General features: G+C 62.8%; 18 protein-coding genes. 12 read left to right on the forward strand and 6 right to left on the reverse strand.

All coding sequences use genetic code 11. The features are described from left to right. The first annotated feature begins 138 nt into the window (after positions 1–138). The 12 genes from OPV09_RS22350 (at position 139) to OPV09_RS22405 (ending at position 11,721) form a co-directional block, all read left to right on the forward strand. Positions 139–1,275 carry a DegT/DnrJ/EryC1/StrS aminotransferase family protein gene (locus tag OPV09_RS22350; protein WP_338679401.1) on the forward strand — a complete coding sequence of 379 codons (1,137 nt, stop codon included), beginning with the start codon at positions 139–141 and terminating at the stop codon, positions 1,273–1,275. Positions 1,276–1,286: 11 nt separating this feature from the next. Next, positions 1,287–2,282: a glycosyltransferase gene (locus tag OPV09_RS22355; RefSeq protein WP_070305259.1), complete on the forward strand. Its 996-nt coding sequence runs from the start codon at positions 1,287–1,289 to the stop codon at positions 2,280–2,282. Beyond that, positions 2,282–3,199 (forward strand): formyltransferase, encoded by a 918-nt coding sequence (locus tag OPV09_RS22360; protein ID WP_072452490.1) that lies wholly within the window; start codon positions 2,282–2,284, stop codon positions 3,197–3,199. Before OPV09_RS22355 ends, OPV09_RS22360 begins: the two co-directional genes overlap by 1 nt. A 21-nt stretch (positions 3,200–3,220) precedes the next feature. After that, positions 3,221–4,273: a bifunctional UDP-4-keto-pentose/UDP-xylose synthase gene (locus OPV09_RS22365; protein WP_034750441.1), complete on the forward strand. Its 1,053-nt coding sequence runs from the start codon at positions 3,221–3,223 to the stop codon at positions 4,271–4,273. Beyond that, positions 4,273–5,232, forward strand: a complete 960-nt coding sequence (locus OPV09_RS22370; RefSeq protein ID WP_070305177.1) for a polysaccharide deacetylase family protein — start codon at positions 4,273–4,275, stop codon at positions 5,230–5,232. The genes OPV09_RS22365 and OPV09_RS22370 overlap by 1 nt, the downstream gene beginning before the upstream one ends. Before the next feature lie 75 nt (positions 5,233–5,307). Then, positions 5,308–5,778 (forward strand): peroxiredoxin, encoded by a 471-nt coding sequence (locus OPV09_RS22375; protein WP_034750445.1) that lies wholly within the window; start codon positions 5,308–5,310, stop codon positions 5,776–5,778. A gap of 289 nt (positions 5,779–6,067) precedes the next feature. Next, positions 6,068–7,882 (forward strand): PhoH family protein, encoded by a 1,815-nt coding sequence (locus OPV09_RS22380; protein WP_338679402.1) that lies wholly within the window; start codon positions 6,068–6,070, stop codon positions 7,880–7,882. A gap of 142 nt (positions 7,883–8,024) precedes the next feature. Beyond that, complete coding sequence (locus OPV09_RS22385) at positions 8,025–8,699, forward strand: site-2 protease family protein (protein WP_338679403.1); 675 nt, start codon at positions 8,025–8,027, stop codon at positions 8,697–8,699. Positions 8,700–8,810: 111 nt separating this feature from the next. Then, on the forward strand, positions 8,811–9,779 hold the full coding sequence (locus OPV09_RS22390) for an IS1595 family transposase (RefSeq protein WP_338679404.1): 969 nt from the start codon (positions 8,811–8,813) through the stop codon (positions 9,777–9,779). A gap of 103 nt (positions 9,780–9,882) precedes the next feature. Further along, positions 9,883–10,230 carry a membrane protein insertion efficiency factor YidD gene (gene yidD, locus OPV09_RS22395; protein ID WP_338682349.1) on the forward strand — a complete coding sequence of 116 codons (348 nt, stop codon included), beginning with the start codon at positions 9,883–9,885 and terminating at the stop codon, positions 10,228–10,230. A 265-nt stretch (positions 10,231–10,495) separates the two neighbouring features. Further along, positions 10,496–11,437, forward strand: a complete 942-nt coding sequence (locus OPV09_RS22400; RefSeq protein ID WP_034750456.1) for a bestrophin family protein — start codon at positions 10,496–10,498, stop codon at positions 11,435–11,437. Positions 11,438–11,520: 83 nt separating this feature from the next. Next, on the forward strand, positions 11,521–11,721 hold the full coding sequence (locus tag OPV09_RS22405; protein ID WP_034750458.1) for a heavy-metal-associated domain-containing protein: 201 nt from the start codon (positions 11,521–11,523) through the stop codon (positions 11,719–11,721). 47 nt (positions 11,722–11,768) lie between these two features. On the opposite strand, the gene OPV09_RS22410 is transcribed toward OPV09_RS22405, so the two are convergent. The 6 genes from OPV09_RS22410 to OPV09_RS22435 all read right to left on the reverse strand — a co-directional run bounded on the left by OPV09_RS22410 (position 11,769) and on the right by OPV09_RS22435 (position 25,649). Further along, positions 11,769–12,491 (reverse strand): glutathione S-transferase, encoded by a 723-nt coding sequence (locus OPV09_RS22410; RefSeq protein ID WP_338679405.1) that lies wholly within the window; start codon positions 12,489–12,491, stop codon positions 11,769–11,771. A gap of 21 nt (positions 12,492–12,512) precedes the next feature. Continuing rightward, a complete protein-coding gene (gene cueR, locus OPV09_RS22415; RefSeq protein WP_034750463.1) occupies positions 12,513–12,932 on the reverse strand; it encodes a Cu(I)-responsive transcriptional regulator in 420 nt (139 codons plus the stop codon). Position 12,933: 1 nt separating this feature from the next. Further along, positions 12,934–15,357 carry a heavy metal translocating P-type ATPase gene (locus OPV09_RS22420; protein ID WP_338679406.1) on the reverse strand — a complete coding sequence of 808 codons (2,424 nt, stop codon included), beginning with the start codon at positions 15,355–15,357 and terminating at the stop codon, positions 12,934–12,936. A 105-nt stretch (positions 15,358–15,462) separates the two neighbouring features. Beyond that, positions 15,463–16,206: a FecR family protein gene (locus tag OPV09_RS22425; RefSeq protein WP_338679407.1), complete on the reverse strand. Its 744-nt coding sequence runs from the start codon at positions 16,204–16,206 to the stop codon at positions 15,463–15,465. Continuing rightward, positions 16,175–24,022, reverse strand: a complete 7,848-nt coding sequence (locus tag OPV09_RS22430; RefSeq protein ID WP_338679408.1) for a YDG domain-containing protein — start codon at positions 24,020–24,022, stop codon at positions 16,175–16,177. The genes OPV09_RS22425 and OPV09_RS22430 overlap by 32 nt, the downstream gene beginning before the upstream one ends. A gap of 16 nt (positions 24,023–24,038) precedes the next feature. Further along, complete coding sequence (locus OPV09_RS22435) at positions 24,039–25,649, reverse strand: ShlB/FhaC/HecB family hemolysin secretion/activation protein (RefSeq protein ID WP_338679409.1); 1,611 nt, start codon at positions 25,647–25,649, stop codon at positions 24,039–24,041. Positions 25,650–25,825 lie beyond the last annotated feature (176 nt).

Here is a 25,825-nt window from a genome sequence, read left to right on the forward strand (position 1 = left end):
GGAACTTTTCACTGCTGAACTGGCTGCGCCGCCATACTGACGATATAAAATAGCCATGCCTGCCGGCCGCGTTTGAGCGCACGGCAGCCTTGGCGACACCGATACCCTGACACCATACCGACCCAAGAGCCGCACCCCATGACCTCTACCCTGCCCTTTTTGCCATTTTCCAAACCCACCATCGACGAAGCGACCATCGCCGCCGTCGGCGAAGTGCTGCGCTCGGGCTGGATCACCAGCGGCCCGAAAGTGCAGGCTTTCGAAGCCCAGCTGTCCGAGTATTTCGGCGGGCGTCCCGTGCGCACCTTCAATTCGGGCACGTGCACCATGGAAATCGCGCTACGCATCGCCGGCATCGGCCCCGGCGACGAAGTCATCACCACGCCCGTGTCGTGGGTAGCGACGGCCAACGTCATCATCGAAGTGGGCGCCACGCCCGTGTTTGCCGACATCGACCCCGTCACGCGCAATATCGACCTCGACAAACTGGAAGCGGCCATCACCCCGCGTACGAAAGCCATCATCCCCGTCTACCTGTCCGGCTTGCCCGTCGACATGGACCGCCTGTACGCGATTGCTGAAAAATACAATCTGCGGGTCGTGGAAGACGCGGCGCAAGCGTTCGGCTCCACGTGGAAGGGCAAGCGCATCGGCGCGTTTGGCGACTTCGTCTCGTTCAGCTTCCAGGCCAACAAGAACATCACCACGGGCGAAGGCGGCTGCCTCGTCCTGAACAACCTGGAAGAAGCGAAGCTGGCCGAGAAATACCGGCTCCAGGGCGTGACGCGCAGCGGCGTCGACGGCATCGATGTCGATGTGCTGGGCGGCAAATACAACATGAGCGACATCATGGCCGCCATCGGCCTGGGCCAGTTCGCCAATATCGACGCCATCACGGCCCACCGCCGCGCGCTGGCGCGCCATTACTTTGAGCAATTCGGCAGCGACTTCGAAGCGCAGAGCGGCGCCCAGCTGCCCGTGCAGGATTTTGAAAACAGCAACTGGCACCTGTTCCAGATTATCCTGCCCGACAACGGCCCCGGCACGCGCGCCGCGTTCATGCAGCAAATGGCACAACAAAACGTGGGAACGGGCTATCATTACGCACCGATCCACCTGTTTACCATGTACCGCGAACGCGGCTTTACCGAGGGCATGTTCCCCGTCTCGGAAAAAATCGGCCGCCTGACCGTGACCTTGCCGATGTTCTACGCCATGACGACACAGGACGTGGAACGCGCCGTCGCCACCGTCAAATCCATTCTCATCAAATGAGCAGCGCGCCGATGAAACCTGAACTGTCCGTTATCATTCCGATCTACAACGAGCAGGATGGCCTGGCCAGCCTGTTCGCCCGCCTGTATCCGGCCCTCGATGCCCTGCAGACGAGCTACGAGATCATCTTCATCAACGATGGCAGCCGCGACAATTCGGTGGCCATCCTGGCGGAACAGTTCCGCCAGCGCCCCGACGTTACGCGCGTCGTCCTGTTCAACGGTAATTATGGCCAGCACATGGCCATCCTGGCCGGTTTTGAAGCGTCGCGCGGGCAGATCATGGTCACGCTCGACGCCGACCTGCAGAATCCGCCCGAAGAAATCGGCAACCTCGTGGCGAAGATGCGCGAAGGCTACGATTACGTGGGCTCGATCCGGCGCAAGCGGCAAGATTCCGCCTGGCGCACGCTGGCGTCGAAGATGATGAACCGGCTGCGCGAGCGCATCACCAACATCAAGATCACGGACCAGGGCAACATGCTGCGCGCGTATGGCCGCAACGTGATCGACCTGGTCAACCAGTGCGCCGAAGTCAACACCTTCGTGCCCGCCCTGGCCTACACGTTTGCCCGCAAGCCCACGGAAATTACCGTCGAGCACGAGGAACGGGCAGCCGGCGAGTCGAAATACTCGCTGTACAGCCTGATCCGCCTCAATTTCGACCTGGTCACGGGCTTTTCGCTGATACCCCTGCAAATCTTTTCGATGCTGGGCATGCTGCTGTCCTTCAGTTCGGCCGTGCTGGTGATTTATCTGCTGGCGCGCCGCTTCCTGTTCGGCGCCGAGGCGCAGGGCGTATTCACCCTGTTCGCCATCGCCTTCTTCCTGATGGGCGTGATCCTGTTCGGCATCGGCCTCGTGGGCGAATACGTGGGACGCATCTTCCAGCAAGTACGCGCCCGCCCCCGCTATGTGGTGCAAACCATCTTGCAGGACGGCATGGCCCAGGCGGAAGCCGAGGCGCCATCGTACGTGCGCCTGGAAAAACGCCAGGTGGGCCGCTGATGGGCGCCCCGCGCGCCGTCGTCTTCGGCTACCACAATGTGGGCGTACGCTGCATCAAGGTGCTGCTGGCCGGCGGCGTCGATATCGCCCTCGTCGTCACACACGAAGACAGCCCCACGGAAAACCTGTGGTTCGAATCTGTCGCCAGCCTGTGCCAGGCTGAAGGCATCCCCTACATCACGCCTTCGGACGCGCGCGCGCCCGAGCTGCTGGCGCAGGTGCGGGGGGCAACACCGGACATGCTGTTCAGCTTTTACTACCGCCACATGCTGCCGGCCAGCATCCTGGAAGTCGCGCCCGCCTACAATATGCACGGTTCGCTGCTGCCGCAGTTCCGCGGCCGCGCGCCCGTCAACTGGGCCGTGCTGCATGGCGCCCCGCAAACGGGCGCCACCCTGCATGAAATGACGGTCAAGCCCGATGCCGGCGCCATCGTCGCGCAAACGGCCGTACCCATCCTGCCCGACGACACGGCTTTCGAAGTCTTCGGCAAGGTCACCGTGGCGGCGGAGCAAACCTTGTGGAACGTGCTGCCGGCCTTGCTGGACGGTACGGCGCCGCGCCAGCTCAACGATTTGCGCCAGGGCGGCTACTTTGGCGGACGTACGCCGGAAGACGGCCGCATCGACTGGAAGTTACCGGCGCAGCAGGTCTACAACCTGCACCGGGCCGTCGCGCCGCCCTATCCCGGCGCGTTCACCGAAGTCAACAATGTTATTTACACCATCGAAACAGCCCGTTTAAGCAAGCATTCAGCAGGAAGTTTGCCACCGGGCTTGGCGGTAGTGGATAATTGCATCTTTGGCGTCTGCGGAGACGGCCACATGCTGGCCATTTCCGCGCTGAGGGCTGCCGGGGAGCCGGTTTCGGCTCAGCAATTGCAAGCAAGTCTGACCACCCGCGTCAGCACACACTGATATCACACAAGAGAATCTCACATGAAAAAAGTCCTCATCTTAGGCGTCAACGGCTTCATCGGCCACCACCTGTCCAAGCGCATCCTGGAAACCACCGACTGGCATGTCTACGGCATGGACATGAACACGGACCGCATCACGGAATTGCTGGAAGATGACAACTACAAGTCGCGCATGCACTTCTTTGAAGGCGACATCACGATCAACAAGGAATGGGTCGAGTACCACGTCAAGAAATGCGACGTGATCCTGCCGCTGGTGGCCATCGCCACGCCTTCGACCTACGTCAAGCAGCCGTTGCGCGTCTTCGAACTGGACTTCGAAGCCAACCTGCCTATCGTCCGCTCGGCCGCCAAGTACGGCAAGCACCTGGTCTTCCCGTCGACCTCGGAAGTGTATGGCATGTGCCATGACGAGGAATTCGATCCGGAAAACTCGGAACTGATCTGCGGCCCGATCAACAAGCCGCGCTGGATCTATTCGAACGCCAAGCAGCTGATGGACCGCGTGATCTGGGGCTACGGCATGGAAGGCTTGAACTTCACCCTGTTCCGTCCATTCAACTGGATCGGCGCGGGCCTGGACTCGATCCACACGCCAAAAGAAGGCTCATCGCGCGTGGTGACGCAATTCTTCGGCCATATCGTGCGCGGCGAAAACATCTCGCTGGTCGACGGCGGCGCGCAAAAACGCGCGTTCACCTACATCGACGACGGCATCGATGCGCTGATGCGCATCATCGCCAACAAGAACGGCATCGCCAGCGGCAAGATCTACAACATTGGCAATCCGACCAATAACTATTCGATCCGCGACCTGGCCGGCATGATGCTGACCCTGGCCGCCGAGTACCCGGAATACGCCGAAGGCGCGAAACACGTGAACATCGTGGAAACGACTTCGGGCGCCTACTACGGTGCCGGCTACCAGGACGTGCAAAACCGCGTGCCGAAAATCACGAATACCTGCGAAGAGCTGGGCTGGGCACCGACCACCACCATGGCCGATTCCCTGCGCAATATTTTCGACGCCTACCGCAGCCAGGTAGCCCAAGCCAAAGCCCTGATGGATTAATGTTGAGCAAGCCGTTCCTGACCCTGAAAATCGACGTCGATACCTATCGCGGCACCCGTGAAGGCATGGGCAATCTGGTGCGCATACTGGCCGCGCACCAGGCCAAGGCCACCTTTCTGTTCTCGCTGGGCCCAGACCACACGGGCTGGGCCTTGCGGCGCGCCTTGCGGCCCGGCTTTTTCAGCAAGGTGTCGCGCACGTCGGTAGTCGAGCACTACGGCTTGAAAACATTGATGTACGGCACCTTGCTGCCGGGACCCGATATCGGCAAGCAATGCGCGGCGCAATTGCGCGCCGTGCGCGATGCCGGTTTCGAGTGCGGCATCCACACATGGGATCACACCCTGTGGCAAGACAACGTGGCCAAGCGCAACGCCGCCTGGACCATCAACATGATGCGCAAGGCCGCCAACCGCTACGAACAGGTGTTTGGCACCAAGCCGCACACGCACGGCGCGGCCGGCTGGCAAATGAACGTCAGCGCCTTTGTCGAGCACGACACGGCCGGCTACCGCTTTGCCTCCGATGGCCGCGCCATGCTCGACGCGCGCGGCGCCATGGCGCAGCCGTCGCAAGGCCCGCACCGCGTGCGCAACGGCAACACCATCCTGCAATGCGTGCAACTGCCGACCACGCTGCCCACCTTGGACGAACTGCTGGGTTGTGAAATCGACGGCAAACTGATCACCACCGGCAATGTTGCCGCGCATATATTGTCGCTGACAGCGGATAATCCCCGCGATCACGTGTATACCTTGCATGCGGAACTTGAAGGACAGAAACTCGCCCCCATTTTCGAACAACTGCTGGCTGGCTGGAAAGCCCAGGGCTACCGGTTTGCAGCGATGGGCGATTACTATGAAAAGATAAAAGATGCGGACTTGCCCGTTTGCCCCATCACCTGGGATGAGTTGCCCGGGCGTTCGGGACGCCTGATTGTGCAGGGCAAAGCGGCCTGAATGCTGTATTGTTGCACCTGGATGCGTTGCCAGATTAAAAACCAGCGCTGATGATCACCGTTCAGGAGAGAACCTGTGGCTGATAGCCAATCCCTCGTTAGCATACCCGACTTTAGCGCCGCCATGACCAGCGGCAAAACCTTTCAGTTGCTGGGCCGCCCGGCCAAGGCCACCGTGCTGTTTTTCTATCCGAAGGACAACACCCCTGGCTGCACCACGGAAAATATCGCTTTCCGCGATGCGTATCCGCAATTCGTCGCCGCCGGCGTGGAAATCTATGGCATCAGCCGCGATTCCCTGCGCTCGCACGAAAGCTTCAAGGCCAAGCTCGAGCTGCCATTCGAGCTCATTTCCGACCCGGACGAAGCCGTTTGCCTGCTGTTTAACGTCATGAAGATGAAACAGATGTACGGCAAGACGGTCCGCGGCGTCGAGCGCAGTACGTTTGTGATTGACGCCCAGGGCCGATTGGTGAAAGAATGGAGAGGCGTGAAGGTCGCAACTCACGTGGAAGAAGTGCTGGAATTCGTAGCGCATCTGAATTGATCGTCCATGTTGATCCAATGCGTGTTGTCGGCTTCCAGCGAGCCTGGTTCAACCGCAGTTCAGTTCACGGTACCTATCGCCATTTTGAGTCAACGAAGCGCCTCCATCCACTCCGCCAGGCGGGCCAGCAGCCCGCCGATGGCGTCCATGACCGGCCATGCTGCCGGCCTTCCGGCAGTTTCTCGTCCTGTAGCATTGTTGTTCCCCTCGCATCCCCCCATGAGAAGTGCCGCCAGAAGCTGGCTGCCCATGGGAGATTCATTCCAGAAATTTTTTGATTGAGATCCTGATGCCACTGCCAAAATTACCGAGCAAGCCAGCCACCATCCTGGCCACCCAAGATTACCCAACCGCAGGCGCAGCGCGCCCGGCCACCAAAACCCCGGCAGCCAAGAAAGTGGCTGCACCGATCATTGAAACGGCGATCGCCGAAGTTGCCAAACCGGTCCGCAATGCGGCCACGAAGATCAAGCAAGTGGCGGCCCTGATGGTCGCCAAGCCAGCAGCGCCTGCACCTGCGCCTGTTGCGGCCACGCCTGCCACCGTTGCTGCGCCCGCAGCGAAAGCCAAGCCGGCCGCAAAAGGCAAGGTCACGCCGATCAAGCCCCTCAAGCAAGCCGAGCAACCGCATCCGGCCAAGCACAAGCCTGTGGAAGTGCAGCTCAAGTCGTCCGCCAGCCGCGCCGCCGACCAGCGCGGCATCAGCAAGCTGTTCGTGCTCGACACGAACGTGCTGATGCATGATCCATCGTCGCTGTTCCGCTTCGAGGAACACGACGTGTACCTGCCGATGATGACCCTGGAAGAGCTGGACAACCATAAAAAGGGCATGACGGAAGTGGCGCGCAATGCACGCCAGGTCTCGCGCACCTTGGACGCCCTGATCAGCAACACGGACGACGACGCCATCGAACACGGCATCCTGCTGTCCAAGCTGGGCAACAAGGATGCCAAGGGCCGCCTGTTCTTCCAGACGCGCTTGCAAAGCGCCGACCTGCCGGCTGGCTTGCCAGTGGGCAAGGCCGACAACCAGATCCTCGCCGTCGTGCGCTCGCTCGAATCGGAACAGGAAGGCCGCCCTGTCGTCTTGGTGTCGAAAGACATCAACATGCGCATCAAGGCGCGCGCGCTGGGCTTGCCGGCCGAAGATTACTTCAACGACCATGTGCTGGAAGACACGGACTTGCTGTATTCGGGCATCGTGCAATTGCCAGACGACTTCTGGAACAAGCATGGCAAGGACATGGAATCGTGGCAGGAAAGCAAGAACGGCTACAGCTCCACGTTCTACCGTGTGACGGGCCCGTTCATTCCTTCCTTGCTGGTCAACCAGTTTATCTATCTGGAACCGAAAAACGGCGAAACGCCGTTCTATGGCCAGGTGAAACAGATCAACGGCAAGACGGCCGTGCTGCAAACCCTGCGCGACTTCAGCCACACAAAGAACAATGTGTGGGGCGTGACGGCGCGCAACCGCGAACAGAATTTCGCGCTGAACTTGCTGATGAATCCGGAATGCGACTTCGTCACCCTGCTGGGCCAGGCCGGTACCGGCAAGACCCTGCTGGCCCTGGCCGCCGGCCTGGCGCAAGTGCTGGAAACCAAGCTCTACAATGAAATCATCGTCACCCGCGTCACGGTGCCGGTGGGCGAAGACATCGGTTTCCTGCCAGGCACGGAAGAAGAAAAGATGTCGCCATGGATGGGCGCTTTCGACGACAACCTGGAAGTGCTGAACAAGTCCGACTCCGATGGCGGTGAATGGGGCCGTGCGGCAACGCAAGACCTGATCCGCTCGCGCATCAAGATCAAGTCGCTCAACTTCATGCGCGGCCGCACGTTCGTCAACAAGTTCCTCATCATCGATGAAGCACAGAACTTGACGCCGAAGCAAGTCAAGACCCTCGTCACGCGCGCCGGTCCCGGCACGAAGATCCTGTGCCTGGGCAACATCGCACAGATCGACACGCCGTACCTGACGGAAGGCTCGAGCGGCCTGACCTATGTGGTCGACCGCTTCAAGGGCTGGACCCACAGCGGCCACGTCACCCTGGCCCGCGGCGAGCGTTCGCGCCTGGCCGACCACGCCAGCGAAGTGCTGTAAGTTATTATCAGCGCGGCTTCAACGCCGCGTTCACGATCGAAAGCCCCGGTTGCAGCGATGCGGCCGGGGCTTTTTTCATGTGCGCGACTTTTCGTGGCGGCATGTTCTAATACCGCTCCTTTCATTCAGGACACCATATCCGATGCACCCCGCCCTCCAGTTGCTGCTCTGCTTCGTCCTTTTCATGCTCATCCACATTTCCATCATGGCCGCGTGCGCTCGCGCATTCGGCATCACCGTGCGCAGCGTCAGCTACGGCGTGGGGCCGACCCTGCTGACCGTGGGGAAAATCCACCTCAAGCTGCTGCCGCTGGCCGGCAATGTGGTGCTGAAGGATACGCGCGCGGAAACCTTGTATGACGATGATCGCTGCCTGGACGCCTATAACTTCCAGCCGCTGTGGAAGCAGGTGCTGCTGCCATTGAGCGGAGTGGGAGTGCTGCTGGCCTTGTCGCTGGGCATCATGGGAGCCTCGGGCTGGGAGAGCTTTGTCGCTGCCTTCGGACAGATCATCCACGGTGCGCTGGCGCCGTTGTCGGCGGCGCAGGCATTGCTGGGTGATGGAGAAAGCTTTGCCCGCACGCACGGCTTTGCGCTCGTGTTCGCCCTGTTCTCATTGAAACTGTGCGCGTTTAACCTGCTGCCGTTTGCCGGCTTGAACGGGGGCCAGGCGCTGCTGGCCATCGCGCGCGGCGGCAAGCCGTATGTGGCGTGGGAAGAGTCTGTGGCGAAGTGGTTATTGCTGCCGGGGCTGGCTATCTTGCTGGCGTGGGTGGCGGCGTTCGGCTGGTATGGCTGGAAAATCATGGCTGCCTAGGCCGCTGACGCTATTATTTTAGGCTCTGTCATCGGCAAATAGGGGAAATGCCGGAATCTTCCCTTGCTTGTGTTGTCTGACTCTGCATACTCACCACGCAGGGAGCAGATCATGCAGCCAGCCGAATGGATCAGTTTTATCGCGCAGTTTGCGCAGTTGAACCGGCGCCAGCGGCAGGCAGGCATTGCCCTGCTGCGTGGCAACGCGCCACACGACGCGACCGTCGCGCTGCTGGAAAGTGTGGCGCAGCCGCGATTGGTCTGTCCCGCCTGCCACTCGGCGCACCTGCACCGGCACGGCCATGCGCACGGCCTGCAGCGCTACCGCTGCGTGCCGTGCGGGCGCACCTTCAATGCCTTGACGGGCACGCCGCTGGCCCGCTTGCGCCACAAGGCGCTGTGGCTCGACTACGCCGATTGTCTGCTGGCATCGGATTCCGTGCGCAAGGCGGCGTTACAACTGGGCGTGCACCGCAATACCACGTTTCGCTGGCGTCACCGGTTTTTATCGCTGGCAAAGACGGATCGGCCGCATGGCCTGCATTGCATCGCCGAGGCAGACGAGTTATATCTGCTGGAATCGGAAAAGGGATCCAGAAACATGACGCGTCCGGCGCGCCGCCGGGGCGGCCATGCCCACAAACGCGGCATTTCCAATGAACAGGTCTGCATTCTGGTGGCGCGTGACCGCACGGGCCAGACCTTGGACTTCATCACGGGCAAAGGGGCGCTGACCAAGGCGCAGTTGCATCATTGCCTGTTACCTGTCATCGACAAGGACGTGCTGCTGGTCACCGATGGCCATGCCGCCTACCGGGATTTTGCCAGGGAGGCTGGCATCAGCCACCAGGCCGTCAACTTGCGCGCCGGCATCCGCGTACAGGGCGCTGCCCACGTGCAGAACGTCAATGCGTATCACAGCCGTTTGCGGCAATGGCTGGGGCCGTTTCACGGTGTGGCGACGCGCTACCTGCCGAATTACCTGGGATGGCGCTGGATACTCGATGCCAGGCGCATCCGCTCGCCAGAAACGTTATTGAGAGCAACGCTGGGAGGATTCCCACATCTGACGGTGACATAGCCTTATTTTTTGGACACTTGTCGTATGCTCGCACCACCGTCTTGACGCCCCCGGTAAAGGAGCTGGCATTTTCTCATTCGACACTTGCGGCAAACGCCTGGCCCTGTGGGCCATTCGCGCCTACCAGCGCTACCTGTCCCCATGGAAGGGTTTTTCCTGCGCCTACCGCGTGCTGACGGGGCGCGACAGCTGCTCCGCCTATGGCTACCGGGTGATTGAACGTCATGGCTTGCGCACGGGCCTGCCCCTGTTGCAACGCCGCTTGCGCGCCTGCGGCGAACGGCATCGCCAGCACCTCGCGCTGCATCCGCAGGCACGACGCAGCGGCAGACATCTGGCCCAGGCAGGCTTTTGCGATTGCGACATCCCGTCGCCGGACTGCCACCATTGTTCCTGCAACCCATGCGACTTGCTCGATTGCGACTGGCCCCGACGGAAAAAGAAACAGTAATTTCAGTAGTTATGTGAATTTAAATTACAAATGAAATATTCATTCATGAAATGAATAATACCCATTATCACTGTGAATTGGCCTGAAGAGAAACGGCGGCCTATACTCAATCCGTCTCCCCTACTCTGCTTCCCATGCACACCCTGCTCAGCCCGCATATATCGCGGGCTTTTTGTTCCCGGCCATTGCCGTTCCGTCTTACCCCTTTTAACCATCACCGGGCGCGCCGTTCCCCGCCAGCCCGCTCCCAAACGGGGAGCACAACATGATCGTGCGCGAGCGTCCATCGGCGCTGCGGCTGTTCCTCGTGGTACGCGGTTCCGTCCTGCCGCGCATCCGCACCACGCTCATCGTCAACACCCTGATCGCCACCCTCGTCACCTGGTGCCACGGCACCCTGTTCGACCACAAGGTGATCCTCACGACCATCCCGTTTACCCTGATCGGCTTGCCGCTGGCCATCTTCCTGGGCTTTCGCAACACGGCCGCCTACGACCGCTACTGGGAAGCGCGCAAGCTGTGGGGCGAACTGGTCTTGCGCAGCCGTAATTTCTCGCGCCAGTGCCAGACGATGATACGCGGCGACACGCCGGCCCACGCCAGGCTGGGCCTGGAAGACGTGCGCGTGCGCATGATTTACCGCACCATCGCCTTTTGCCACGCCTTGCGCCACCAGTTGCGCGACACGCGCGGGCCGGCCGACTTGCAGCCGCTGCTGCGCCCGGCCGAATGGGACGCGGCCTGCAAGGCGGCGAACCCGTCCGACTACCTGATGCTGCAGATGGGCCACGACCTGGCCGACTGCGTCCGGCAGGGCCGTATCGACAGCATCCTGGCCACGCAGATCGATAACACGGTCTCGGCCATGGTGGCGGCGGGCGCTTCGTGCGAACGCATCCGCAGCACGCCGATTCCGTTTTCGTATTCGCTGCTGCTGCACCGCACAGCCTACCTGTACTGTTTCCTGCTGCCCTTCGGCCTCGTCGATTCGCTCGGATTCATGACGCCGTTCGTCGTCGCCATCGTCGCCTACACCTTCTTTGGCCTCGACGCGCTGGGCGACGAGATAGAGGAACCGTTCGGCGAGGATGCGAACGATCTGCCTCTGTCGGCCATGTGCCGCGCCATCGACATCAGCTTGCGCGAATCCGTGCAGGACGACAAGGTGCCGCCGCCCATGCAAGCCGTCGATTTCCTGCTGAATTGACCCGTAGGGCAGCTTTCCCCTTGACCTTACCATCGGGGGAAGGCTTACAGTGGACACACTTAACCATTGAAGGAGTGCTTGCCATGTATCAGTTACAAGTTGAAAACATGAGCTGCGGCCATTGCGTCGGCTCGGTCACGAAAGCGGTGCAAGCCATCGATCCGCAAGCCCAGGTGCAGATCGACCTGGCCAGCAAACGCGTCACGGTGGAATCGCCCGCCGAACTGGGCGCCATCAGCGCGGCCATCGTGGAGGCGGGATTTCCCGTCACCAGCGCGCAATAACAGCCACAGCAGCGTCACGACAGCCGGCCTTTGCGCCGGCTGTTTTTTTATCCATCCAGTTCAGGATAATGGCGGAAGATGCCTTCCTCGTTGAAGGGTATCCTGCGCTTCGACCTCAGGTAGCGGGCAATATTCGGCAGCGCCGCCACCATATCGTGCAGCGCAAACAAGGCAGGATACTGCGGCGCCAGGCGCGCCATGGCTTGCGGAAACGCATACTGCAGGCCAGCCAGCATCTGAAACAGCGACAGGTCGCCATACGTGAGCCTGGCGCCCACCAGATACTGGCCGCGGCTGTTCAGCAACACTTGCGTGAAATAATCGAGAAACTTGGGTAAACGTGTTTGGCGGAAATCCGCGCTGCGCAGCATGGCCGCCTGCTTTTGCTCTTCGTAATATTGATTCATCGACAGCGGATGGTGCGTGTCGTGCACTTCCGTCAGCCAGTCGGCCATCGTCAGTTGCAGCTGGTTCAGCCACAAACGGCCGCTTTCCGCGCGCGGCGCCAGGCCCACGCGCCGGCCCAGGTAAAAAAGGATATTCGTCGTCTGGCCGATCAGCAGCTCGCCATCGCGCAGCACAGGCGGGGCGTAGGCGGCCTGTGGCGTGCTGCCGCCGTCGAGGCAGGCCAGCATGGCGGGAACGCCTTGCCCCTTGCGCTCAGGCAAACGGGCGACATCGCGGTACTCGGCGTCCGCCTCTTCCAGGGCCAGCCGGATGAATTCGCCACGCCCCTGTATCGTGGGCCAGTAGTACAGTTCATACGCCATATGCACCTCCGTTGACTTACATCAAGGGCAACATGCTTTCGCTTCCTTGTCGCCGGCCAGCCCCAGGCTTTGCAGGATGGGGCAATCAGGCTTGTCGTCGCCGTGGCACGATTGCGCCAGGTGGGCCAGGGTATCGCGCATTTCCGTCAGTTCGGCGATCCGCTGATTCAAGTCCGCCACGTGGGCCAGGGCGATGCCTTTTACGTCCGCGCTGGCGCGCTGATCGTTTTGCCACAGCGACAGCAGTTCGCGGATCTGCTCGAGCGAAAAGCCCAGGCCCCGCCCGCGCTTGATGAAACGCAGCGCGTGCAAGTCGTTCGGCGTGTAGATGCGGTAACCGGCGTCGCTGCGCGCGCTGGGTTTTAACAAAGTAATGCTTTCATAGTAGCGTATCATTTTTGCCGATACGCCCGTCTCGCTTGCCGCCTGGCCGATATTCATCCTATGACTCCTTGGTATGCGCACTGCGGGCTTTCCAGCGGCGCAGCAACAGGGCATTGCTGATCACGCTGACGGAACTGAAGGCCATCGCCGCGCCCGCCACCATGGGGTTGAGCAGGCCGAAGGCGGCCAGCGGAATGCCAATCAGGTTATAAATGAAGGCCCAGAACAGATTCTGCCGTATCTTGCTGTACGTGCGGCGCGAGATATCGATGGCATCCGCCACCAGGGCCGGATCGCCGCGCATCAGGGTGATGCCAGCCGCATGCATGGCAACGTCCGTGCCCGTCGACATGGCGATGCCCACGTCGGCGGCCGCCAGCGCGGGCGCGTCGTTGATGCCGTCGCCCACCATGGCCACTTTCGCGCCCTCGCCTTTCAGCGCGACGATTTTAGCGGTTTTATCGGCCGGCAGCATTTTCGCCGCCACCGTGTCGATACCCAGCAGCTTGCCCACAGCGTCGGCGCTGCCCTGGTTGTCCCCGGTCAGCATCACCGTCTGGATGCCGAGGCTGTGCAGATGGGCGATGGCCGCCTGCGCGTTCGGCTTGACCTGGTCGGAAAAGGCGAACAGACCCAGCAGTTCCGTTCCCGAGGCCAGCCACGAGATCGTGTTGCCCGTGTTCTCCAGCGACAAGGCCTGTTCCGCCAACGGCGCCATGTCCACCTTCAACTCCTGCATCAGCCGCGTGCTGCCCAATTTCAATTCCAGGCCATCGACGTGGGCCGCCAAGCCGCGGCCCGGCAAGGCCGACAGGCCCGTGGCTGGCAACGGTTCGATGTGGCGCGCGGCCGCCGCGTCGAGTACGGCCGTCGCCAGGCTGTGCTCGCTGCCACGCTGGATGCTGGCCGCCAGCTGCAACAGGCGGGCATCGTCGATGCCGTGTGCATGCAGGGCCGCCAGCGCAGGTTTGCCCACCGTCAGCGTGCCCGTCTTGTCGAACACGACGGTATTGACGGCGTGCGCCACTTCCAGCGCTTCCGCATCCTTGATCAGGATGCCGTAGCGGGCAGCCACGCCCGTGCCGGCCATGATGGCCGTCGGCGTGGCCAGGCCCAGCGCGCAGGGACAGGCGATGACCAGCACGGCCACGGCATTGATGATGGCATTCTCCAGCTCGCCAGTGGCGAACCACCAGCCCAGCATGGTCAGCAGCGCCAGCACCAGCACCACGGGCACGAAGATTGCGCTGACCTTGTCGACCAGATGCTGGATCGGCGCCTTGGCCGCCTGGGCATCTTCCACCAGGCGGATGATGCGCGACAAGGTCGTCTCGCCACCCACCGCTTGCGTGCGCACCAGCAATAAACCATCGGCATTGATGGCGCCGCCCGTGACCTTGTCACCCGGATGCTTATCGACCGGCAAGCTTTCGCCCGTGATCAGCGACTCGTTGATCTGGCTGGCGCCTTCCACCACCACGCCATCGACGGCCACCCGCTCGCCGGGACGGATGACCACCAGGTCACCCACTTTTACTTGTTCCACGGGCAAGTCGATCTCGATGCCGTCGCGACGCACGCGGGCCGATTCCGGACGCAAGACTTGCAGCGCGCGGATGGCGGAAGCCGTCTGGCGCTTGGCGCGGCTTTCCAGCCATTTGCCCAACAACACCAAAGTGATGACGACGGCCGATGCTTCAAAATACAGGTGCGGCAGTATTTCGCCCGCCGTCAGCCATTGGTAGACGGACAAGCCATACGCGGCGCTCGTCCCCAGCGCGACGAGCAGATCCATATTGCCGCTGCCGGCGCGAGCCGCCTTCCAGCCGGCCTTGTAGAAGCGCGCGCCAAAGTAAAACTGCACGGGCGTGGCCAGCGCGAATTGCAGCCAGCCTGGCAGCATCAGATGGATGCCGGCCCATTCGAGCAGCATCGGCAGCATCAAGGGGAAAGCCAGCACGGCCGCGAACGCCACTTTCATGCCGTCGCGGTTGGGTGCGGCAGCGGGCGCGCTGGCCTGGCTGGCGGCGGGCACGGTGGCTGCATAGCCGGCCTTGTCGATGGCGGCGATCAGGGCGCCCGCTTCCAGACCGCCCGTCACCTTGATGCGCGCGCTTTCCGTCGCCAGGTTGACGCTGGCGGCCAGCACGCCCGGCACCTTCAGCAGGGCTTTTTCCACCCGGCCCACGCAAGAGGCGCACGTCATGCCGGCGATGTTCAGGTCGATTTCGCGCTGCGCTACCGTATAGCCGGCCTTTTCCACGGCCGCCTGCAAGGTGGCCAGTGGAATCGGCGTGTCGGAACTGATTTTGGCCACTTCGGTGGCCAGGTTGACGCTGGCCTGGGTCACGCCGGGCACGGCGGCCAGGGCTTTTTCCACGCGGCCCACGCACGAGGCGCAGCTCATGCCTTCGATGGCCAGCGCCTGCGCATGCGCGGCGGCGGGAGGGGAAGTGGCGGGAGCGAGTGCACTCTGGTTCATGGCAGATCCTGTCCGAAAGATTAACGAATAAGGTCAGGATCTGCTATCCAACGATGGGAAGGTCAAGCCCTATTTTCAGGGGTTTCCCGGGCTTGCGTGAAAAACCTAGCGCACCACGCAATCGATGGCGGCAGGCTTGCTGCCGCCGGCGGGACCGCCGCCGCTTGAGGACGATGGCACAAAGGCAGCTGGTGGCGTGAACTTTATGCCAGGATTGACGGGCAGCAGCGTGGGCGGCTGCTGGAAGTTGGGCGTAAAACCGAACTGGCCCGGGGCAAAGTTGAGCGTGCCCGCAGGATTGGTCACATGAATCATGCCATCGAGCACCTGCACATACAAACCTGGCAGGCCAGCCTTGGGCGCCGCTGGCCCGCCAGGTGCCGCCGGCGGCACGTAGCTGGCAATGAAGGTGGTGCCACGGATGCCGATGGTGGCGGCCGGCGTCTTCATCTCGAAGCGCTCCTTGTTGCGCTTGCCCAGCAGGCCGGTGACGGAGCGCAAGCCGCCCTTGAGCAAGCTGAAGATGGCATGGTCGCCATCAGGCTGCTCGGCAGTGTAGCTGAATTGCTCGATCACGAAACTGGTATTCGGTTTCAGGATGATTTCGCTATTGTCGATCAGCTTGATCAAGGCATAGGTTTCCTTTTCCGTCAGCAAGGTGTCACCCTGCTCGACCTCGGACTTGATGGCCAGGATTTTCACCTTGCCGTCCATCTTCTTGGCCATCAGCGGACCACTCAATTGCATGACGGTACCGGCCACCTGCCCCGCCCAGGCGTGTGCGCCCACGCACATCAGGGCCAGCCACAGCAAGGCCTTAATTGCAGTACATTTTTTTAGCGGCATCATCGAATTTGTATCCTGTAGGTTTATCTGTGGCATCGGCAACATCCTTGCTGTCTTTCTTCTTGTCGTCCGGCTTGGCTGGCGGCGTCGACACGAGCACATCATTGGCACGGTCGGCCTGCTTGATGATGCGCAAGGCGTCGTCGATGGCGGCGTTCGTGGCGGCGTCGATCACGGGTTTGTCGATGGTCGTCGCTGGCAGGAAGATGGCATCCGCCATGCTCACCGCCCCATTCGGCGCCAGCAGGGTCACGCCGCTGCGCTGGCGGTTGACACGCACGCCCGCGTCACCCGTGATGCTGCCTGTTTTCGCCAGCACGCTCAGGCTGCCCACTGCCGGCAAGGTAAAACTTGCCGTGTCCGCAAAGCGCACACTAGCGCCCGCGCTGGCGCTGAAATTGCCGCCGCTGACGATATTCGCATTGCCTCCGACACGGATGTCTCCGCCAGCCACCAGGCTGATATCGCGCGCGGCAGCCAACTGCGTGCCATCGCCGAGCAGCACGTCCGTGCTGGCATTGAGCGCGATATCATTGCCCGTGATCTTGCCGTTGACGGTGACGGGGCTGTGCGCCGTCACGCTGACGTTGCCGCCATTCGCATTGATATTGCCAGCGGCGACGCCGCCCGTGTTGTCGATGGCGATATTGCCCGCGCCCGTGACGAGCGTTCCCAAGGTCAAGGTGCCCGGCGCCGAGGTATTGTTCAGCGCAATGCCGCCCGCTGCGCTATTGCTGGCGGTAAAACTGCTTACCTGGTTGCCCGCATTGCCCAGCACGATGCCATCGCGTGCCTGCGCAACCAGGCTACCGGCGCGCAGCGCGCCATCCTGGCCGATGGCGCCGGTCAAGGCGCTCAGCTTTACGTCGTTCGCCGCCACGCTGGCGAAGCGCAAGTCGCCAGCCGCTTGCGTAATGGCCAGCTGGCCTGCCAGCCGGATGGCGCCGGCAGTCTGATTAAAACTGTTGGCCACGAGCAGATTGCCATTGCCGCTCAGCACGCCGCCACCTTGCGCATAGCGGTCCGCCGACAGGCTGCCGTTCAGCAACAAGCTGCCGCCGTTGATTTTCAGGCCGGCCAGGCCGCCCAGCACGGAGCGGTCCAGCGCGCTCTCGCCGAGGGTCAGGCTACCGCCCGTCAACAGCAAGCCCGTCGCCGAGTTCAGGTTTTTCAGGATGGTGTTGCCGGCCGCCGCGCTGTAGGTGACGATGCCCTTGCTGTTTGTAAAATCGACAGCCAGCACGTTCGCGCCTTCCGGCACGACGCCGCCATCCCAGTTGGCCGCATCGCTCCACAAGCCGTTGCCGCTGCCGACCCAGGTGGACAATTGTTTTTGCGCAATCGATGCCTGCGCCGTGCCGCCCGTCGTTTCCAGGGTGTAGTTGCCCGCATCGGCGCCCGCCAGCCGGAAACCGCTGGCCGTCACCAGTTTTCCGGCACCCGCGTTCTTGTCGGCAAAGCTGCCGCTGCCGCCCACGACGTTGACCAGGTCCTGGCCCAGCACGCCGTTCGCCGACGCGCTGACAGTGGCGGACGTCGTGCCGTCATATACCTTGCCGGCGGCGTTCAAGCCTGCCAGGGTCAGGCTGGCGGGCGTGATGCTGGCCAGCAAACCCGTCGGCAAGACGATAAAGTAATTGCCCGCATCGGCGCCCGTCAATGCCACGCCGCTGAGCTGCACCGCCTTGGCCGTGCCCACGTTCTTGTCCGCAAAGGTGGCTATGGCCGAGGCTATTAAACTGTCGCCGGCGACACGGTCATCGCCCAGACTCAGCTGCGCACCCGTCGTGCCATCGTAGACCTTGTTGCCCGCCACGCCGGACAGGTTCAGCGCCCGCGCGCCGATATCGGCCGTGGTACTGCCAGCATTGCTGCCCAGCACGTAGTTGCCGGCATCGCCGCCGCTCAACGCGACATTCGTCACCGTGACGGCTTTGCCGGTACCTGCATTCTTGTTGCCAAACGCGGCATTGCCCGCCAGCGTCAGGACATCGCCCTGCACGCGGTCGTCGCCAAAGTTCACTTGTGCGCCCGTCGTGCCATCGTAGGTCTTGTTGATGCCGTTAAAGCTCACGTTCAGGGTGCGTGCCGCGATGTCGGCCGTCGTACTACCGCTGTTGGCACCCAAAACATAGTTACCAGCATCGGCGCCGCTCACGCCCACATTGCTTACATTGACGGCCTTGCCGGCACCAGCGTTCTTGTTGTCAAACGCCGCATTGCCCGCCAGCGTCAGCACGTCACCTTGGACGCGGTCATCGCCAAAGCCAACCTGTGCGTCCGTCGTGCCGTCATAGGTCTTGTTGCTGCCAGTAAAACTCACGTTCAGGGTACGCGCCGTGATGTCGGCCGTGGTGCTGCCAGCATTGGTGTTCAACACATAGTTGCCCGCATCGCCACCGCTCAACGCGACATTCGTCACCGTGACGGCTTTGCCGGTACCCGCGTTCTTGTTGCCAAACGCGGCATTGCCGGCCACCGTCAGGACATCGCCCTGCACGCGGTCGTCGCCAAAGCCGACCTGTGCGCCTGTCGTGCCGTCATACGTCTTGTTGACGCCATTAAAACTCACGTTCAAGGTGCGCGCCGCGATGTCGGCCGTGGTGCTGCCAGCATTGGTGTTCAACACATAGTTGCCCGCGTCAGTGCCGCTCACGCCCACGTTCGTCACCGTGACGGTTTTGCCGGTACCTGCATTCTTGTTGCCAAACACCGCATTGCCCACCACCGCCAGAGTATCGCCCTGCACACGGTCGTCGCCGAAGCTCACTTGCGCACCGGTCGTGCCGTCATAGGTCTTGTTGCTGCCAGTAAAACTCACGTTCAGGGTACGCGCCGCGATGTCGGCCGTCGTGCTGCCCGCATTGGCGTTCAACACATAATTGCCCGCGTCAGTCCCGCTCACGCCCACGTTCGCCACCATGACAGTTTTGCCGGTGCCCGCATTCTTGTTGCCAAACGCGGCATTGCCCGCCACCGTCAGGACATCGCCTTGAACGCGGTCATCGCCAAAGCCAACCTGTGCCGCTGTCGTGCCGTCGTAGGTCTTGTTGACGCCATTAAAGCTCACGTTCAGGGTGCGCGCCGTGATGTCGGCCGTGGTGCTGCCCGCATTGGTGTTCAACACATAGTTGCCCGCGTCAGTACCGCTCACGCCCACGTTCGTCACCGTGACGGCTTTGCCGGTACCCGCGTTCTTGTTGCCAAACGCGGCATTGCCCGCCAGCGTCAGGACATCGCCCTGCACGCGGTCGTCGCCAAAGCTCACTTGCGCAGCCGTCGTGCCGTCATACGTCTTGTTGATGCCGTTAAAGCTCACGTTCAGGGTGCGCGCCGTGATGTCGGCCGTGGTGCTGCCCGCATTTCCATTAAGCACATAGTTGCCCGCATCGGCGCCCGTCAGGTGGCCCGTTGCCACCTGGTAATCGACCACTTTGCCAGTACCCGCATTCTTGTCGCGGAAACTGCCCTGCAAGCCGGCCATGCCGACCTGGTCGCCCGTCACGAGGCCTTCGAAATAGCCATTCAGGGCTGCCTGCAAGCCGCCGTCGTAGACGCGGTTTTGCGCGCCCGAGACGCCATAGTTCAGGACGCGCGCCGTGATGGCAGCCGTGCCGTCCGCCGTCATCGCGGCCAGGCTGTAGTTGCCCAGTTCATTGCCGCCCAGGGTCAGGCCGCTGGCGTGCACGGCCTTGCTGCCGCCCACATTCTTGTCGAGGAAAGCAGCACTACCATTGATGCTGATGTTGTCGCCCGTCACCAGATTGCCCAGCACGTAGCTGGCGCCGTCGTAGTCCAGGGTGCCGTCATAGACCTTGCCATTGCCGCCGATGCTCACCGTCAGCGCGCGCGGCGTGATGGCAAAGGTCGTCGTGCCGCCCAAGGTGATGTCGTATTTGGTCGACCACAGGCCCGTCGCTGCGTAGCTGCCCACGTTGCGCGCGTTGCCGTAGCCGAGGTTGCCATTCACGCCCGTGTCGCCGTCGAGCAATCCCACATAGCCGATCGAACCGAGGAAGGCGGCCAGCTGGCCATCGTAGACCTTGCCCGTGGCATTGCCCGAGAGATTCACTTGCAGCGGCTTCAGGAAAGCCTTCAGCATCGGCGTCGTATAGCCTTCGTAGATGCGCCACACGCTGCTGAAATTGTAGTCGTTGAAGCTGCCCTGCTGCTGCATCTGCGCCGTGCTGCGGCCGCTGGAGCCGCCGCCATCGATCTGCACCAGCGACGTTTCATAATTGAAAAAACCATAGCTGAACGGGGAACCGGCGGAGACGCGGCCGGCCACCGCGCCCACGGCCGCATAGCCGTCACCGGTCACGGCACCGCTGCTGAAGACATGGCTGACGCTGCCCGTGCTTTCACCAACGAGCCCGCCCATGTTTTCCCTGACCAGGATGGGGTCGGCACTGCCGGCCCGGCCCACGGCGCCGCTGGCGTACGCATCGTCGATAGTGCCGCCGTTCAGGCCCACCAGGCCGCCGATGCTGCGCGCGCCAGTGACATTGCCAGTGGCATAAGACTGGCTCAGCGCCCCCTGGTTGTTGCCGACCAGGCCGCCAATCATCTCGCGCGCGCCCGTCACCACGCCGGTGGCGTACGAAGTCGCGATGGTAGCGACGGACGCATTCAATCCCGCCAGGCCGCCGATGGCGCCGCCATTGTCGGCATTGACGCCGGTGACGGCGCCGCTGCTGCTGGACATGGTGATGGCGCCGCCGTTGCTGCCCACCAGACCGCCGACATTGCGCTGGCCGCTGACGGCCATGCTGCTGTTCACGCCATCGACGGTGCCGCTGACGACATTGCCCGCCAGCGCGCCCACGTTGGCCGTGCCGGTGACGCTGCCGCCGCTCAGGGTCAGGTTGCGCAAGGTGCCGCCCTGCACGGTGCCAAACAGGCCTGCCGCCGAACCGGACGCCAGGGTGCGGTCGATTTTCAAATTGCTGAGAGCAAATCCGCCGCCATCGAAGACGCCGGAAAAACCGCTGCCGCCGCCAGCGATCGGCACAAAGCCCTGGCCATCGTTCCAGTTGACCGTGCCGCTGGCGTCGATATTGCCGGCCAGCCGATAGCTGTTGCCCAGACCCAGGCTGGCGATGCCTTGCAAGCCGTAGATATCGGCGATCAGGTAGGGCGAGGACGCACCGCCGTCGCCGTCGGACGCGCGCAGGAAGCTGCCCTGCGCAATGCCGAAGCCGCGCGCGGAAAACATGGGCAGGCTGGCGCTGTTCTGCACCCAGCGTCCGCCATCGAGCAGGAAGTCGCCGCCTACGCTGACGGCGCCGCTCGCACTGATGTTGCCGCCGGAAGCAAGGGTCAAGCCCCTGGCCACGCTGAGGGGGGCGTTCAGATTGATATTGCCGCCCGTGCGCAGCACAAGCTGGTTCAATTCGCCTTGCGACGCCAGGTCCAGCCCGCCGATGAGATTCACGACTCCGGCAAAACTGTCGCTGCCCACTTGCAACGTGCCGGCGCTGATGGTTTTCAATTCCGCCTCGCTCAGGCCCAGGCTGCTGGCATTGTCCGCCGCCCCCGTGCCCAGAGTGATGGTGCCCACGCTGGACCGGCGGCTCAGGCTGACGGTGCCGCCCGCCGTGGCCGCTACCGATTGCGCGCCGCCGCCCAGGCTCATATTGTCGGCAACCAGATTGACCGCGCCGGCGGACAGGCCGCCGCCGCTGGCGACCGACAGCAGGCCACCGGCCGTGGCGGCAATGCCGCTGCCATCCTGGCGCAGCGCCAGCGTGTTCGATACGAGTACATTGCCGCCGCTTTCGAGCACCAGGTTTTTTACGCCGCCGCCCGGCGCGACCGTCGCCAGATCGACTGCCTGCTCCACCGTCAGGTCACCGCCAGTGGCGCTGCCGATATGCACGCTGCCGGCGGCGATGCGGTTCAGTTCGGCATTTGTCAGGCGCAGGCCGTTACCGGGCTTGTCGCCCAGCACGATCTCCCGTCCCGCCGTGAACGCCTGCATGGTCACCCCGGCATTGCCCGTGGCGCCGCCAACATTGATGGCGCCGTTGATGCTGATGTTGTCCGCCTCCAACAGCACCGTCTGGCCGGTGACGCCACTGCCCAGCAGCTGATCGCCGCTGCCCGTCAAATCGATGGCACCACCGGCGACATTCGCGCGCAAGACCAGGTTGCCATTGCCGACATTGACCGAGCCGACGCCGAAAGTGACGCCGGCGCCAGACAGCCGTACGTTGCCATTGCCGCTGTCAAGCGCCGCATTCAGGTTGACGTTCGACCCGACGCCATAAGCCATGCCTGCGGCCGCATCGTTGGCCGACAGCGTGATATGCCCGCCACTGGTGGTGATCGGCGCATTGACATTGATGATTTCGCCCGCCTGCGCCGTCAAGCCCACGCCTTGCTGCGTGATGTGGATGGCGCTGTTGAAATTGATGCGGTGCAGGGCCTGCAAGGTGACGTTGCTGCTGGCGTCGGAAATGAGGTCGGCGCCAATGCTGGTGTTGCCGGTGGACGGAGAGTCGGCGAACTGGTCGACGTCAGTCAGCTGGCCGCCCGCGCCGGAGACCACGGTGATGTCGTACGGGTCAAGCAGCCAGTTGCCGCGCTTGCCGCGCGCCGCGTCCGTATTGACGCGGACGCCGTCGACGGCCAGGTAATGGCCGGACGTTTCCACGAAGCCGCCGTCGCCGCCCTGTGCGCCGCCGCGTGCGGAAACGCTGCCGTGCACCTGCGCCGATTCATTGCCCCAGGCGATGACCTTGCCGCCGTTGCCGCTGTCAATCGCATCGGCGTTGATGTTGGCGTCCTTGCCGACGAGTACTTGCCGCGCATTTTGCACGGCCGCGTTCTTGCCCTGGTAGTCGCCACCCAGCAAGACCGTGCCGCCGCCCGCAGTGCCGCTGGCATCGACCTTCGCATTGCCCAGCAAACCCACCTGCTCGCCCAGCACCTGGATGTCGCCACCTTTACCCGCCGCGCCCCTGGCGCTGGTGACGCTGCCCGCCTCGAGCAGCGCCTTGCCGCTGGCCTTGAGCACGATCCTGCCGTTCTCGCCGACGACGGCGCTGTTGGCGTTGAGCACGCCGCGCTGGCTGACCAGCGCGCCGGCCATGCCGATGCCGCCGCCCTGGGCGATGATCTGGCCCAGGTTCAGCGCCTGGTCGCCTGGTGCCGAGACGAGCACACGCAATTGCGGATTGCCGGGGTCGGCCAGTTGCACGCTGCGGCCCGCCGCCAGGATCACTTCCCCATTTGGCGCCGTGATGATGCCCGTGTTTTCCACGTTCGGTGCGATCAGGAGCACTTGCCCGCCCTTGCCCGCATTGATGGTACCCGCATTGCCGACGCCGCCGGCCACGCCGCCGGCCGTGAACTGGCGCTTGCCTGCCAGGAAATCCTCGTTCGTCATGCCCAGGCTGGACGCGACCAGCCCGTTCACGTCCACTTTCGCGCCCTGGCCGAAGACGATGCCGTTCGGGTTGATCAGGAAGACCTTGCCGTTCGATTCCAGGCTGCCCAGGATCTTGCTGGGGTCTTGTCCCGTGATGCGGTTGAGTACGGCGCTATTGCCGTTTTGCTGGATGAAGCGCGTGATTTCGCCCGCATGGATGGAAAAGCTCTGCCAGTTGATGATGGTGTTGGGCGTGTTCGTGATCGAGAAGATATTGCCCTGCTGGTTGAACGTGGCCTGTCCGTTGACCACCTGCGGCAAGGCGGGGTTGGCCTGCGCGGCGCCGAAGCAGCCGGCCAGCAGCAGCGCCAGCGCCGTGCGGCGCAAAGGCGGCGCAAAGGGCGGCGTCAGGATGAAAGCGGAGGCGTGCGGGACGTGGTTGTGCATGGTGTTCATCCTGATACTAGTAGGCCAAGGCGAGGCGGAAATGCAGGCGGTTGGCGCCCCGCTGTCCCGTGTCGCCGCCATTGACGACATGGGCGTAATCGAGTTGCAGATTGGCGTAGCGGCTCAGCAGCAAACGCAGGCCGAGGCCGCCGCTGCTGATGCCTTGCGACGCGCTTTCGCCGGGCAAGCCATGGTTGCGGCGCAGCCAGGCCGTGTCATAGAACGCCAGCGCGCGGCATTGGTAGCCGAGCGCCTGGCCGCACCAGTTCGGCGTGTACCACTCCAGGTTCAGGTTGACGCCCGAATCATTCGATACCTCGCGCTCGGCAAAGCCGCGCACGGACGCGGCGCCGCCGGCGCCGAACTGCTCGCCCGGCACCAGCGCGTCCGGCGTGACTTGCGCATTGACGAGCGCGCGCCACTGCCAGTCGCCGGCCAGCACGCGCCCCGTGCTGGCACTCAGGCGCAAGGTGTTGTAGGCGGCCTTCGCATGCGCGCGCACCCGGTCGAAATCGGCTTGCGCACCATGCTTGCCGCCAGGGATATTGTGCGCGAAGGTGACCGCCACGCTCGTCTCGCCCGTGGGCAAGGTCCAGTTGCCGATGTAGCTGATGCTGAGCGGATGCACGGTGACGTCGGCGCCCAGTTCCATGCCGAACAGCTGCACGCTGTTGCGGTAAGCCTTGTAATCGATGCCGTACACGAGCTTGGGTTCGAAGTCGCCGCTGCGGGCAAAGTTCTGGTTGTAGCGGATGCCGGCCATGCTGCCTTGGCCGCTGACGGCCAGGTCGAAGATGCCGGCCGAGACGCTGCCCGAATCGACGTTCGAATAGCTGGCGAAAAAGTCCATCGAGTCGCCCAGCGCATACAGCGGCAAATGGTAGCCGGCGCCATACACGCCCACCTTGTCGGGCTTTTCCAGGCTACTCGTGTACTGCAGGCTGGCCACATGGTCGAGCCCGAACAGGTTGGCATGCTGGAGCACGACGCCCACGTGTGTCTTGCCCGTTTGCGCATTGCCCGTATTGTCCACGTTGAGCATGGCTTTCCACGGCTTTTCATCGGCCACCGTGACGATGGCGTCGATGGCGCCCGCCGGCTCGTCGGCCTGCAGCCGCACTTCGATCTTGCGCGCCGGGTTTTCATTGGCCAGCTTCAGGCTTTGCGACAGGGCCGGCAGGTTCGGCGTCTCGCCTTCGCGCAGAGACGGCAAGGCGCGCCGCACGTTGGCCTCATCGGCGTAGATGTTGCCGCTGATGGCGACCTTGCCCAGCGGCGTTTGCAGCACGCTCAGGCGCACCACGCCCCGTTCCAGTTCCTGCTCGGGCAATTGCACCTGCACGGCGCTGTAACCACGCTCACGGTAGGCCGCTTCCAGCGCCTCGACGGCGCGGGCGATGTCGGAAAAATCGCGCTGCACGCCCGTAAAGGGCGCCAGCAAGGCTTGCACCTGCGCGGACGTGAGCAGGGTATTGCCCTGGACGTCGAAGCGGCGGATTTCGAAGCGCGGCACGCCGTCTTCCTGCGCGGCAGGGGTAGCGTCATCCATGGAAACAGCAGCGCCGGCGGCGCCGACGGCGAACAGCAGCGCGGAACCCGCAAGCAGGTGCACCAAACGATATGTCATGTGAAGGATTTCTTGTGTAACCGGACAAGCGCGCGGCCCGCAGGCGCCTGCATGTCCGACAATGGATTGAAGACAAATTTTAGACGGCTTTTAGTTTCCAGTCAGAAATTTCTAACATTTCTCCCTGATTTTTATCGCAACGCAACAAACCGTGCGCCGAGAATGATGAAAAATGC

It is taken from the genome of Janthinobacterium sp. TB1-E2 (genome assembly GCF_036885605.1).
GTDB lineage: Bacteria > Pseudomonadota > Gammaproteobacteria > Burkholderiales > Burkholderiaceae_D > Janthinobacterium > Janthinobacterium aestuarii.